This is a genomic window from Vibrio sp. V15_P4S5T153, from assembly GCF_963874485.1.
GTDB lineage: Bacteria > Pseudomonadota > Gammaproteobacteria > Enterobacterales > Vibrionaceae > Vibrio > Vibrio anguillarum.
Genome location: NZ_CAWNHR010000011.1, coordinates 549,552 through 564,014, shown reverse-complemented (window position 1 = coordinate 564,014; position 14,463 = coordinate 549,552). Strand labels below are relative to the sequence as shown.

The 14,463-nt window shown below is 44.1% G+C and carries 11 protein-coding genes; 5 read left to right on the top strand and 6 right to left on the bottom strand.

The genetic code is table 11. From position 1 onward, the window contains the following. Together glgC and topA are read right to left on the bottom strand one after the other, a co-directional pair. The gene (gene glgC, locus AACT42_RS04505; RefSeq protein ID WP_094133865.1) at positions 1-1,218 is read right to left on the bottom strand and encodes a glucose-1-phosphate adenylyltransferase; all 1,218 of its coding nucleotides are present in this window, start codon (positions 1,216-1,218) and stop codon (positions 1-3) included. Positions 1,219-1,875: 657 nt separating this feature from the next. After that, complete coding sequence (gene topA / locus AACT42_RS04500) at positions 1,876-4,506, bottom strand: type I DNA topoisomerase (protein ID WP_094131886.1); 2,631 nt, start codon at positions 4,504-4,506, stop codon at positions 1,876-1,878. Positions 4,507-5,026: 520 nt separating this feature from the next. Between topA and AACT42_RS04495 the strand changes: the two genes are divergently transcribed. After that, positions 5,027-5,278: a YciN family protein gene (locus AACT42_RS04495; protein WP_013857082.1), complete on the top strand. Its 252-nt coding sequence runs from the start codon at positions 5,027-5,029 to the stop codon at positions 5,276-5,278. Between the two features lie 59 nt (positions 5,279-5,337). On the opposite strand, the gene aroA is transcribed toward AACT42_RS04495, so the two are convergent. Further along, positions 5,338-6,618, bottom strand: a complete 1,281-nt coding sequence (gene aroA, locus AACT42_RS04490; RefSeq protein ID WP_094131887.1) for a 3-phosphoshikimate 1-carboxyvinyltransferase — start codon at positions 6,616-6,618, stop codon at positions 5,338-5,340. A gap of 205 nt (positions 6,619-6,823) precedes the next feature. On the opposite strand from aroA, the gene aat reads away from it, so the two are divergent. The 3 genes from aat to infA all read left to right on the top strand — a co-directional run bounded on the left by aat (position 6,824) and on the right by infA (position 8,541). Then, a complete protein-coding gene (gene aat, locus AACT42_RS04485; RefSeq protein WP_094131888.1) occupies positions 6,824-7,540 on the top strand; it encodes a leucyl/phenylalanyl-tRNA--protein transferase in 717 nt (238 codons plus the stop codon). A 2-nt stretch (positions 7,541-7,542) separates the two neighbouring features. Beyond that, a complete protein-coding gene (locus AACT42_RS04480) occupies positions 7,543-8,241 on the top strand; it encodes an arginyltransferase (RefSeq protein ID WP_017049881.1) in 699 nt (232 codons plus the stop codon). A gap of 81 nt (positions 8,242-8,322) precedes the next feature. Then, positions 8,323-8,541, top strand: coding sequence for a translation initiation factor IF-1 (gene infA / locus AACT42_RS04475; protein WP_006075347.1), 219 nt, complete (start codon positions 8,323-8,325; stop codon positions 8,539-8,541). Between the two features lie 142 nt (positions 8,542-8,683). On the opposite strand, the gene clpA is transcribed toward infA, so the two are convergent. Then, on the bottom strand, positions 8,684-10,954 hold the full coding sequence (gene clpA, locus AACT42_RS04470; protein WP_013857086.1) for an ATP-dependent Clp protease ATP-binding subunit ClpA: 2,271 nt from the start codon (positions 10,952-10,954) through the stop codon (positions 8,684-8,686). A gap of 42 nt (positions 10,955-10,996) precedes the next feature. After that, positions 10,997-11,317, bottom strand: coding sequence for an ATP-dependent Clp protease adapter ClpS (clpS, locus tag AACT42_RS04465; protein ID WP_010319243.1), 321 nt, complete (start codon positions 11,315-11,317; stop codon positions 10,997-10,999). Between the two features lie 473 nt (positions 11,318-11,790). Here clpS and cspD point away from each other — a divergent pair, with 473 nt between their 5' ends. After that, a complete protein-coding gene (gene cspD / locus AACT42_RS04460) occupies positions 11,791-12,012 on the top strand; it encodes a cold shock domain-containing protein CspD (RefSeq protein ID WP_013857087.1) in 222 nt (73 codons plus the stop codon). A gap of 79 nt (positions 12,013-12,091) precedes the next feature. Here cspD and AACT42_RS04455 read toward each other — a convergent pair whose 3' ends face one another. Further along, the gene (locus tag AACT42_RS04455; RefSeq protein ID WP_094131889.1) at positions 12,092-14,317 is read right to left on the bottom strand and encodes an NADP-dependent isocitrate dehydrogenase; all 2,226 of its coding nucleotides are present in this window, start codon (positions 14,315-14,317) and stop codon (positions 12,092-12,094) included. Positions 14,318-14,463 lie beyond the last annotated feature (146 nt).

Here is a 14,463-nt window from a genome sequence, read left to right as displayed (position 1 = left end):
CTAGAATCCAACTTTTGTTCCTTTTGCGATAACAACGATGCCCTCATCAGAAACATGGAAACGTTGTCTATCGAGTTCTAAATCTTCACCAATGATAGTGCCTGGCGCTATTTCGACATTTTTATCAATAATCGTACGCTTAATTGTACATCCTTCGCCAATTTTAACATCACCGAGGATCACGGATTCACTCACTAAAGTGTTGGCTCCAATGTTACTGCGGTAGCCTAGTACCGATTTATAAATCTTCGCACCTTGAATGTAGCTTCCGCCGGAGATCAAGCTGTCGGTGATCTGTACTTTACGATCGTGTGAATCAACAAAGGTTGCAGGTGGTAACGGTGGATAATAAGTGTGGAGAGGCCAGCTACGGTTATACAACGAAAAATCGGCATCATGCTCTAATAGATCCATGTGCGCTGCCCAGTAGGCCTCAATCGTACCAACATCACGCCAGTAAGTTGTGTCTTTTTCGCCTTTGATTTTATTGGTTGAAAAATCATAGACATAAACCTCTCCTTCTGGGAAAAGGTTAGGAATAATATCTTTACCAAAATCATGGCTGGAGTGATTATCTTCAGCATCACGACGCAGTTCTGCACAGAGCTTATCTGTATCGAATATGTAGTTACCCATAGAAACAAGTGCAAGGTCTGGGTGCCCAGGGATCGCTTTAGGGTTGCAAGGTTTTTCTTCAAAACCGACCATTTTTCCGGCTTCATCAACTTCAATCACACCAAACTGAGACGCTTCTTTCAGCGGCATTCTCAGCGCAGAAACGGTCAGTTTTGCGTCTACACGTTTATGGAAATCGAGCATCTGGCGGATATCCATTTTATAGATATGATCAGAGCCAAAAATACATACTTGGTCGGGGGTAGAGAGTTCAATAAAACGAATGTTCTGGTAGATAGCATCCGCAGTACCTTCGTACCAGCGCTTGCCATCACGCATCTGTGCGGGGATTGAATCGATAAACCGATCAGTGATGCCCGAAAGGTTCCAGCCTTTCTTCATATGTAAATACAACGATTGTGATTTAAATTGTGTAAGCACGTAGATACGCATCAAATCCGCGTTTACAAAATTATTCAAAGCAAAATCGATTAAACGATAACTGCCACCAAATGGCACTGCAGGTTTACTACGAGATTCCGTTAAAGGCATCAAGCGCGAGCCTTCGCCACCAGCAAGGATCATTCCTAAAACACCAGCCATTTTAATTCTCCTTATTTCATTCTTATATTTGCATTCCATACCTTAATTTACAGGGGATGTATGGATGCTATCCTTATTGACCACTTGCAGTGGGCTGTATGAAACTCCCTCACCACCCTAAATGCAATCGGTTGTTTATACGTTATCGAATTAAAGAAATAATACAATTTTAAATACGCTGTTCTGACTTGTCTGAACCCTTTAGTTTGCTAACTCCTAACCTAGCTCACATTTACAGCTCGGTGTAACATATAAACATAACAATGTATTAACTAATCATTTTTATTCACTTTATTGATGCATTCTTAATTTTATATACACTCTCTTTTTATTAAAAATACAACGAATTTATGACGCTATGTTTACTAGGTTAAAGACATAAATATTAATTACATCAAATAGCTCCATTTTAGTTGTTGAACCGACTGAACAATTCACAACATGCTGGTGCAATAAGGCTATCTCCTGTGTACAAGACTCTGAACATCCGACACCCCGCCCGCTCACGGATAGTTCATCATTACGGTCTTACTCGACAAGTGTCAAAATATTGGCGATAGATTCACTATGAATTGTATGAATAGTTGAACTTGCTCAAACTCCAGCCAAAAAAAAGGTAGCCCGAAGGCTACCTTTTCGCATTGATCACATTAAAGGCTATTTTTTAGCGTTTTTACGCTTATCGGTAATTTCCCACCGCCCATTATCGTACAACGCCGTCCAACCTGAGGGTTTACCCTCTATCTCAGTGCGTACATAGTGTTCTTTTGACTTACGACTAAAGCGTACAACCGCCGCCACACCATCAGGATCATGTGCAGGCGCATCAGCTAAGTATTGATACTTTGGTGCTAGGCGCTCTTTGAAACGAGCCAATTCTTCAACCAATGGCGCACGTGTCTCACGAGATTTCGGGAAATTGCTCGCCGCAAGAAACAGACCTGAAGCGCCATCACGCAGTACAAAATACGCATCCGAGTTTTCACAAGGCAATTCTGGGAAATGGATAGGATCTTCTTTTGGTGGAGCAACTTCGCCGCTTCTTAAGATCTTACGCGTATTTTTACAGTCATCGCTGGTGCAATCCATGTACTTACCAAAACGGCCATTTTTCAGCACCATGTTTGACCCACACTTGTCACACTCGACAACTGGACCATCATAGCCTTTAACTTTAAACTCACCGAATTCTACAACGTAACCTTCGCAGTTCGGATTGTTCCCGCACACATGCATTTTACGTGTGTCATCGATTAGGTACGCATCCATCGCCGTTTCACAGATAGGACAACGTTTTTTAGCGCGCAGTGCAGCTGTTTCAACATCTTCTTCCAAGACATTGATGACGCCTTCTTCGTCACCTAGGTTAATGGTGGTTTTACAACGCTCTTTAGGCGGCAGTGCATAACCAGAACAACCGAGGAACACCCCTGTAGAGGCTGTACGAATTCCCATTGGACGTGAACATGTCGGACATTGAATGTCGGTCATCACGATGTGGTTGGGTTTCATACCACCTTGTTCTTCATCCAGTTCAGCCGTTTCTAAATCTGCAGTGAAATCTTTAAAGAAATCGTCCAAGACTCCTTTCCAATTTGCAGATCCTGCTGCAATTTGGTCCAGCTTTTCTTCCATTCGCGCGGTGAAGTCATAGTTCATCAAGTCATTGAAACTGTCATCCAGACGATCGGTGACGATTTCACCCATTTTCTCAGCATAAAAACGTCGCTGATCCACTTTCACATAGCCGCGATCTTGAATGGTAGAGATGATAGAAGCATACGTCGATGGTCGGCCTATACCACGCTTTTCAAGCTCTTTTACCAGCGCAGCTTCCGTATAACGTGCCGGTGGCTTAGTGAAATGTTGTTTTGGATCTAACGTTTGCAATAACAACGTTTCGCCCACTTTCACTGGTGGTAAAATTTGGTCTTCATTCTTACCCATTGGACGTTGAACTCGTGTCCAACCATCAAATTTAAGGATGCGACCTTTCGCCTTAAGGGTAAATTCTGCCGCTTTCACGCTCACAGTGGTCGAATCGTATTGAGCTGGCGTCATTTGGCAAGCAACAAACTGATTCCAGATTAGCGCGTATAGCTTATGAGCATCCGCTTCCATACCTTGTAAATCATCGGCTTTTACATCCACGCTGGATGGACGAATCGCTTCGTGCGCTTCTTGAGCGCCCTGCTTACTTCCATAAGCTAACGGATTCTCAGGTAAGTAGGCTTGTCCAAACTCACTACCAATATAGCTGCGAACCGCTTCAACCGCTTCAGCACTTAAGTTGGTTGAATCGGTACGCATATAAGTGATGTAACCCGCCTCATACAAGCGCTGAGCTAGCATCATCGTTTTCTTCACTCCGTAACCCAAGCGAGTACTGGCTGCTTGCTGTAACGTCGAGGTGATAAAAGGAGCGGAAGGTTTACTGCTGGTTGGGCGGTCTTCACGTTTACACACTTCGTAAGAAGCTTTTTCTAAAATCGAAACCGCTGATTTAGCTTCCGCTTCGTTGACAGGCTTAAACGCTACATCATTTTTTTGCGCGACCAACAGACGGAAATCCGTTTTATCTTGCGTTTTCGTATCAGCATGGATATCCCAGAACTCTTCAGGGACAAACGCGTTAATTTCACGCTCACGCTCAACAAGTAATTTCACCGCCACCGATTGGACGCGACCCGCAGACAGGCCACGCGCCACTTTTTTCCAAAGTAATGGAGAGACCATAAAACCCACCACACGGTCCATGAAACGACGCGCTTGTTGGGCGTTTACACCGTCGATATTCAATTCACCCGGTGTTTGGAAGGCTTGTTGGATTGCATTTTTAGTAATTTCGTTAAATACAACTCGTTTGTATCGCTGTTCATCGCCACCGATGATCTCACGAAGGTGCCAAGCGATGGCCTCTCCTTCGCGGTCCAAATCGGTTGCGAGATAAATGCAGTCGGCATCCTTGGCAAGCTTTTGCAATTCCGCCACTACTTTTTCTTTACCCGGCAAAATTTGGTAATTCGCTTCCCAGCCGTGATAAGGGTCGATGCCCATCTTCTTAATTAACGAACTGCGGTCTTTCTCGCTTTTCAAGCGTGCTTTCTCTTCAGCGCTAAGGTTCTTTGAAGAAGAACTAGGCGTTGCTTTTTTAGAGGTACTTTGACCTGCGGTTGGAAGATCACGAACATGCCCTACGCTCGACTTAACAATAAAATCTTTACCAAGATATTTATTGATCGTTTTAGCCTTGGCTGGCGATTCCACTATAACGAGTGATTTACCCATAATTGACTCAAATGCCCTTAATCATTACGCGAAAGTAAATCGCATGACGTTCTAAATTATTGCTTCTTTTTTTACTATCGAGCCAGTTAACAAGAAGATCAACATGTTTTTTAAAAATAAAATTCAACCACTCAATAATTGGTCAAAATGCAACCAGAGCTCAGTGGCCTATTCTCCGCCAGCCTTCCAACCTAAATTGAGAAGTTTAAAATCGAATCCTGTGGTACTTGTGAGCTTGACTTTCATTGCTGCAGCACTCTACTAAACCTGCTTTGGCGCTCATACTAAAGTGAGTATTATTAGTTCGCGAAATAAATCCAATGAAATATGCCGTAAGTCACACATTCTCATTGCATAAAAAATCGGCTTTCTTGATTAAGCTTAGACGTGACTTCTCTCTTTGGCCAAAGCTTGAGAATCCACTCCATCGAATTTTGCGCCGAATTCTATTTGAAATCATTGAAATTACCTACCCTTTTACGGCACTATCCTCGCACATTTACTCATAGGACCGTAAAAGATGAGCGAAAAACAATCTATTACTGAATTTGATTTACTACTTATTGCAAACCAAATCATTCAAGAACATGACGCTTATATCGTTGGCATGCGCGCCGATAGCGTTGAAGAAAAAGAGGATGTATTAGTTTTTAAAGGCAACTACTTTTTAGACGACAAGGGGCTGCCAACACCTAATACCACTGCGGTATTTAACATGTTCAAGTACCTTGCCTTGCATTTATCAAAGCAATTTACTCTCGTTCAATCGTAATTCTTGATGAAAAAAGCCTCATTCGAGGCTTTTCATTATTGGGTTTAAAGGCTCAATGCCTAGTGGCTTAGTTGCGCAAGCTGTTCAAAATAATCAGGAAACGTTTTCGAAGTACATTTAGGATCATTAATCGTCACTGCGGTATCGCTCAGTGCAACCAGCGAAAAACACATCGCCATTCGATGATCGTCATAAGTGTCGATTGCCGCATGCTGTAATGACGTTGGTGGTGTAATGATAATGTAATCATCCCCTTCCTCAACCTCTGCACCCACTTTACGCAGCTCCGTCGCCATTGCGGCTAAACGATCGGTTTCTTTAACACGCCAATTATATACGTTGCGAATGGCTGTGGTGCCTTTGGCAAATAATGCGGTCGTCGCAATGGTCATAGCCGCATCAGGAATGTGATTAAAATCGAGATCAACCGCATTAAGCTCTCCACGACGAGCGATGACATAATCATTCCCCCATTCGATGACTGCGCCCATTTTTTCTAGCGCATCGGCAAATTGAATATCTCCTTGGATACTGTTTTTACCAATACCAGTAACTTTTACTTCGCCACCTTTGATAGCCGCCGCCGCGAGGAAGTAAGAAGCAGAGGATGCATCTCCTTCCACCAAAAACTGCCCAGGAGAAACATACGATTGCCCAGCTGGGATCACAAATTGAGTGTAGTTATGGTTGATCACTTTTACACCAAACTGCGCCATGATGTGTAACGTGATGTCAATGTAGGGCTTTGAGACCAAGTCACCGACGATGTTGATCGTCATTTCACCATCAGACAGTGGCGCAGCCATTAAAAAGGCGGTCAAAAATTGACTCGAGATTGAACCGTCAATCGCCACGGTTCCAGCTTTAAGGCCGGTTGCCGTAATTTTTAACGGCGGGAAGTCTTCGTTTTCAAGGTACTCAATATCAGCGCCCGCTTCACGTAACGCCGTAACGAGATGACCGATTGGACGCTCTTTCATCCTCGGCTCACCAGTCAAAATGAACTCACCCTGTCCAAGGACTAATGCTGCCGCAAGTGGACGCATTGCCGTCCCTGCATTACCTAAAAACAGCTCAACGGATTGCTCGATGCTAAAAGGCCGACCCAAACCTTTTATCTCACACATCGTTTTGTCGTCTGACAAACGATACTCCACACCAAGTTTTGCTAGTGCGTTGAGCATGTGGCGAATATCGTCACTATCTAACAAGTTCGTTAGCTTAGTCGTACCACTTGCCAGAGCGGCAAGCAGTAGCGCTCGGTTTGAGACACTTTTGGAACCGGGTAAATTGACTTGCCCATTAATTTTTTTTATTGGTTGTAACGTGAGGCTTTCCATTCGAGTTGTGTTTCCTTGCATCTTCCAAAGAGCTCCTGTTTGCTCTGGGAAAATGAAAATTCTTCGTACTTGCAGCCTATCTAAAAATAAAAGCGAACTCCAGTACAAATATGGCCTGATAGTAATGATTGGCAAACTATTGAAAAATCCCTACTATCCTCATTCCGTGGCCTTATCTTGATGGTTAACCCAGATCGGATCGAACATGACTATTTACCTTCCTCAACTTGCGCTTGATGATTTCTCTTTTCCTTCCGCTGATGAGGCGCTAGAAGAGCCAAATGGACTGCTCGCGTTTGGTGGAGACTTACAACCAAAACGTATTTATAATGCTTATCGACACGGAATTTTTCCTTGGTATGGCCCACAAGAGCCTATTCTTTGGTGGAGCCCCGCTCCACGAGCTGTGTTTAACCCACAAACTTTTTCTCCAGCTAAAAGCGTTAAAAAATTCCAGCGAAAACATCAATATAAAATAAGCCTTAACCATGCAACTAAAGAGGTAATTACAAGTTGCGCCAACGTAAGACCCGCAGATCAAACTTGGCTAAATGAAGAGATGCGTAGCGCCTACCTCGCCCTTGCGGCTTCTGGCCGTTGTCATTCGGTTGAGGTGTGGCAAGAAGATAAATTGATCGGCGGGCTCTATGGCATACAAATGGGCCAAATGTTTTGCGGTGAGTCGATGTTTAGTATCAAAGCCAATGCATCAAAAATTGCGCTTTGGTATTTTTGCCAGCATTTTCAATCACACGGTGGACAGTTGATTGATTGTCAGGTGATGAATCCGCATCTGGCATCATTGGGAGCTTTCGAATTAGAGCGCGACGATTTTCTCAAATCCTTGCTATCTTTTAGAGATAGCTCTGTCGATGAGCGCTGCTTTACACCCCAGTGGATCGCCTTGCCTAATGAAGGATAACCATGAGCTCAGATTTACAGCAAATACGCATCGGTTTAACCAATAACCACCCTTGTAGCTATTTAAAAGATAGGCAAGAACGTGTCGCTGTGACTTTAGACTCCGCCATGCAATCGCCTGAGAATTATGAAATTCTACTCGCAAATGGTTTTCGGCGCAGTGGGGATACCATTTACAAACCTCACTGTGACAATTGCAACTCCTGCCAAGCATTGCGTGTTTTTGTTGACCAAGTCAAGCTATCAACCAGCCAAAAGCGGTTACTCAAAAAGGCACACGCTTTTCAGTGGCAGTTGAAACCAACCATGGATTCGGGTTGGTTTGCACTCTATGCCCGCTATATTGAAGCGCGACATAAAGAGGGCAGCATGTACCCTCCCAACGAGCAGGAGTTTGCAACCTTTTCCGCTTGTCGTTGGCTAGATACTCAATACCTGCATATTTATCAAAACGGACAACTGGTCGCGATTGCGGTGACGGATATTTTACAAAACAGTGCCAGCGCCTTTTATACCTTTTATGATCCAGAGTCAGATCTGTCACTCGGGACACTGGGCGTTTTATTTCAACTGCAATATTGCCAAGCCACACAGAAACAATGGTTATATTTGGGTTATCAAATTGATGAATGCCCAGCAATGAACTACAAAGTACGCTTTGAGCGCCATCAAAAGCTAGTAAATCAACGTTGGCAAGGGTAGAATACGCCCCAACTTTACATATTTATCTTTTAGCGGCAGAATGCGTCCGTTAAAAATCGCCAAGTTTCTAAAGAGGATTAAATGGCTAAAGAAGACGTAATTGAGATGCAAGGCACTGTCCTTGATACTCTTCCAAACACAATGTTCCGTGTTGAGCTAGAAAACGGCCACGTAGTAACAGCTCACATCTCTGGTAAAATGCGTAAGAACTACATTCGTATTCTTACTGGTGACAAAGTAACTGTAGAGATGACTCCATACGACCTAACTAAAGGCCGCATCGTCTTCCGTGCTCGTTAATCTCTGATTTTCGAACGCAACAAAAAACGGAGCTAAATGCTCCGTTTTTTGTTGCTTATAGAACTGGATTAAATGCAATGCATAGAACAAAGCACGCCTCAGCGTGCTTTTGTTATTAGGTGATAAGCATCGGGATTACCGATTAGTGAACCGCTTCTTCACGAGAACCAATATACTTAAACTTAAGCTCTTCGCCATCTAAATCCACTTTCACTGTGCCACCATCGACCAACGAGCCAAACAACAACTCATTCGCTAATGGCTTTTTCAGCTTATCCTGAATCACGCGGCCCATCGGACGAGCGCCCATCTCAATATCGTAGCCTTTCACAGCAAGCCAATGACGAGCATCCTCAGAAACCTCTAACGATACACCCCTCGCATCGAGTTGAGCTTGTAGTTCAACAATAAACTTATCAACCACTTGATGGATTACACGCTCATCCAAACGATTAAACCAGATGATGTTATCTAAACGGTTACGAAATTCGGGTGTGAATACTTTCTTAATCTCTGACATCGCATCAAAACTATTGTCTTGTTGGATAAGACCAATCGATTTTTTCACTGTCTCTGCAACACCTGCGTTGGTTGTCATCACCAAAATGATGTTACGGAAATCCGCTTTTCGTCCATTGTTATCCGTTAAAGTGCCGTTATCCATGACTTGAAGTAGCAAGTTGAAAATATCAGGGTGCGCTTTCTCAATCTCATCAAGTAGCACCACTGAATGTGGATGTTTAATCACAGCATCAGTTAGCAAGCCACCTTGGTCATACCCAACATAACCAGGAGGAGCACCAATTAAACGACTCACTGAGTGGCGTTCACCATACTCAGACATATCAAAACGCAGCAGCTCAATGCCAAGTAGCTTCGATAACTGCACTGTCACTTCTGTTTTACCCACGCCTGTTGGCCCTGCAAACAAGAATGAACCCACCGGTTTATTGTCAGCACCTAAGCCAGCGCGTGAGAGTTTGATCGCCTCACTCAATACATCGATAGCGTCATCTTGTCCAAATACCAACATTTTCATTTTTCTATCAAGGTGCTGCAAAATGTCTTTATCGGAAGAAGAGACCGATTTTTCTGGAATACGCGCCATTTTAGCAACCATCGCTTCAATATCGGCCACTCCAACGGTTTTCTTGCGGCGACTTGCAGGTGCCAACCTTGAACGTGCTCCCGCTTCATCAATCACATCAATCGCTTTATCTGGCAAATGACGTTCATTGATGTATTTTGCAGAAAGCTCTACGGCCGCACGTAACGCTTTATTGGTGTAACGTACATCATGGTGCGCCTCGTATTTTGTTTTCAGACCCATAAGTATTTTAGTGGTGTCATCCAACGATGGCTCGACCACATCGATTTTTTGAAAACGACGAGCCAGCGCGCGCTCTTTTTCAAAGATGTTGTTGTACTCTTGATAAGTCGTTGAGCCGATGCAGCGCAATTTACCGCTGCTAAGCAGAGGTTTGATTAAGTTAGCCGCATCCACCTGACCACCAGAAGCGGCACCCGCACCGATGATGGTATGAATTTCATCAATAAATAGAATCGCATCCTGCTCTTTTTCAAGCTGTTTCAAAATGGTTTTAAAACGCTTTTCAAAATCGCCACGATACTTAGTTCCAGCGAGCAATGAGCCAATATCCAGTGAATAAATAACACTATTTTGAATGATTTCAGGCACTTGGCCTTCCACAATGCGCCACGCCAGCCCTTCCGCAATCGCCGTTTTACCGACTCCCGCTTCTCCCACTAACAGCGGATTATTTTTACGGCGACGACACAACACTTGAATGGTTCGTTCTAGCTCTTTATCACGCCCAATTAGCGGGTCAATCAACCCTTGCTTTGCCAATTGATTGAGGTTGCTGGCAAAGCTTTCCAAACGTTCATCAGAACTGACTTCATCAGCTGATTCGCTGCTAAAAGAGTCGGAAGAGGCTGAATTATCACTTGCGCTGGAAGCTTTAGTGATGCCGTGCGAAATGTAGTTGACGATATCTAAGCGACTGATGTCATTTTTTTTCAGTAGGTAAGCCGCATGTGATTCCTGCTCACTAAAGATTGCAACCAGTACATTCGCTCCTGTGACTTCATTGCGGCCAGAGGATTGCACATGAAATACAGCACGTTGCAGCACACGTTGAAAACTCAATGTAGGTTGCGTTTCACGTGTTTCGTCACTTTCAGGAATAAGAGGTGTGGTTTGATCAATAAAAATATCAAGCTCTTGGCGTAAGGCATCCAAATCCGCTTGGCAGGCTAATAAGGCCTCTCTGGCTGCATCATTTTCTAATAACGCAAGTAGGAGGTGCTCGACGGTCATGAATTCATGTCTTTTGTCTCGCGCTCGAGCGAACGCGCCGTTTAGACTCGACTCTAGTTCTTTATTAAGCATAAGTACCTCCTTAAGGAACCACTTTGTTGCTCCAGCAAGCGACTACGCTTGCTCCATAGTACAAAGCAGTGGATGCTCATTTTCCCTTGAGTACAAAGTAACTTGAGCTACTTTGGTCTCTGCAATCTCGGCACTGAACGTGCCACAAATTGCTTTCCCTTCATAATGCACCTTGAGCATTATCTGTGTTGCTTTGTCGATATCCATCGAGAAAAATCGCTCAAGGATTTCAATCACAAACTCCATCGGCGTGTAGTCATCGTTATTGAGAACTACGTTGTACATCGCTGGTGGTTTAATTGCTGTCTTCTCTTTCTCCAGAAGATCTGAGTCTGGAGTCACCCATTCAAAATGTTTACTCATGATGACCGTATTTAGAGTGCTTCTCTACCTAGTGGAACCGTGTGCCTCTCAGTAACCATTGTGTCGTTGGAATCTATTAATGTTATTAGTGCTACCGACACAGTTGAAAAACAACCCTTACTTAGAGACTAATGCAGCAATTGTATCGCTGCAAATAAAACATTGCTATTCCGAACTATCAACGGCGTAGTTGATTAAAAAGAAAACAAAAGCAACTGCTTTCTTTAACTATTTCATTCTTAACGCCCTATTTAATCGTTACAACAATGTAAACCTGAAAAGTGATTTATTTGCAAATATGTCGAGTATCATACCTTTTGCCTATTGACTGCGCCGAATCATTGACTACATTGGTCAATTAGTGACTAAAAATTTGGCAGCGGCTGAATTGATATTCACATTCGGGTAACGTTTTTAGGATAAGTTTCTCGATAACAACATCAGTAACTAAAATGCAATGAGGGATGTAAAGCATGGCTACAGGTACAGTAAAATGGTTTAACAACGCCAAAGGATTTGGGTTTATTTGTCCAGAAGGTGAGGATACCGATATTTTTGCTCACTATTCAACCATTCAAATGGAAGGCTACCGCACACTCAAAGCGGGCCAACAAGTTTCCTACGAGATTGAACAGGGGCCGAAAGGTTATCACGCTAGCGCTGTTGTTCCAATCGAAGGTCAACTTGCAAAATAATCGCTGCCAAACGTGTATTTGATGAAAAACCCGCCGAACTGGCGGGTTTTTTTATTGCTTAGAGGTGAATAACTGAAGGTTAAGCGCCAATGATCGCGTTCAAGGTTTGGCTTGGACGCATTAGTGCTGATGCTTTTTCAAACACTGGCGCATAGTAACCACCCAAATCACCCGGGGTACCTTGTGCCTGATTCAGCTCAGAGACGATAACCTGTTCATTTTCTTGCAGCTGCTTCGCAATCGGTGCGAATTCCGCCGCTAAATCAGCATCCGCCGTCTGCTCTGCTAAGGCCTCAGCCCAATAGGTTGCAAGATAGTAGTGACTGCCACGGTTATCAAGCTCACCAACTCTGCGCGATGGTGATTTATTGAGATCAAGGAACTTACCAGTGGCTTTATCAAGCGCATCGGCTAGTACTTTCGCTTTCGCATTTCCAGTGACAACACTCAAATGTTCCAAAGACGCCGCCAGCGCCAAAAACTCGCCTAACGAATCCCAACGCAAGTGGTTTTCTTTCTCAACCTGCTGAACGTGTTTTGGCGCAGAGCCACCAGCACCTGTTTCAAACAAGCCACCGCCATTCATCAAGGGAACAATCGACAACATTTTAGCCGAAGTACCGAGCTCAAGAATGGGGAATAGATCCGTGAGGTAATCACGCAGTACGTTACCCGTAACTGAGATGGTATCTTTACCCGCTTTGAGACGCTCAAGTGTGAACTGAGTCGCTTCAACGGGTGATAGGATCTGAATATCTAAGCCGGCCGTATCATGATCAGCAAGGTAGACGTTGACTTTTTTGATCAATTCACGGTCATGCGCACGCTGATCGTCTAACCAGAAAATCGCAGGAACACCAGTAGCTCTGGCACGAGTCACGGCCAGTTTCACCCAGTCTTGGATCGGTGCATCTTTCACTTGGCACATGCGGAAAATATCACCAGCTTCAACAGCTTGCTCTAGCAATACTTTGCCGGAGGTATCCACAACACGTACCGAACCCGCGGCATCGAGGATAAAGGTTTTATCGTGCGATCCATATTCTTCAGCTTTTTGCGCCATAAGGCCCACGTTTGGCACACTGCCCATCGTTGTTGGGTCAAATGCGCCATGCTTTTTACAAAAATCAATCACCGCTTGATAAACGCCAGCGTAGCAGCGATCTGGGATCAGTGCTTTGGTGTCTTGTTGCTTGCCATCTGGCCCCCACATTTGACCAGAAGCGCGCAGCATTGCTGGCATTGACGCATCAACAATGATATCGCTCGGGACATGTAGGTTAGTAATACCTCGGTCAGAATCGACCATAGCAAGCGGTGGTTGCGTGTTATAAACCGCTTGAATCGCGGCTTCAATTTCTTCTTTTTGTGCTTGTGGCAATGCTTGAATTTTCGCGTAAACATCGCCTAGGCCATTGTTGACATCAACACCTAATGAGTCAAACAACGCGCCATACTTCGCAAATACGTCTTTGTAGTACACTTTAACGGCATGGCCGAAAATGACTGGGTCAGACACTTTCATCATGGTTGCTTTCATGTGCAAGGAAAGCAGCACATCTTGCTGTTTCGCTGCTGCGATTTGTTGCTCGAAAAACTCAACTAACGCTTTTTTGCTTAAAACTGAAGCATCGATAATTTCTTTATCAAGCAGCGCAAACTCTTTCTTTAAGACTTTAGTCGAGCCATCATGGCCGACAAACTCAATTTTGACCTTAGTGTCACCTTCAATGGTGACTGACTTTTCTGTTCCATAGAAATCTTTGTCTTGCATGCTGGCAACATGTGAACGGGATTGCGGTGACCATGCGCCCATTGAATGTGGGTTTTTCTTCGCATAATTCTTGACTGATAATGGTGCGCGGCGATCGGAGTTTCCTTCACGCAACACTGGGTTAACCGCACTGCCTTTGATTTTATCGTAAGTCGCTTTAATCGCTTTTTCTTCGTAGGTACTTGGTTCTTCAGGATAATTTGGTAGGTCGTAACCTTTTTCCTGCAACTCTTTAATCGCGGCTTTCAACTGTGGGACCGATGCCGAAACGTTAGGCAGTTTAATAATATTCGCTTCTGGTTTGGTCGCCAGTTCACCTAATTCGGCAAGCGCATCACTTACACGTTGATTTTCTTTTAAATGTTCTGGGAAGCTGGCAAGGATACGCGCAGCCAGTGAAATATCGCGGGTTTCAACGCTAATGCCTGACGAGGCGGTAAAGGATTGGATAATCGGCAATAAAGAATAAGTGGCCAGTGCTGGTGCTTCGTCTGTGATGGTATAAATAATTGTAGGTTTTTCTGTAGGCATGAAAAATTTCCCTATTTGTTCTAGCAGCACCATTGGATGAAACAGCGCTGTGTGATTGTCCGTGTCAAGTGGGTTAGCATCCTCGCGACTTGAACACGATAGCGTCACTCTTTCAAAAACTGAATCGAATGTCGTTGAGCGTTATC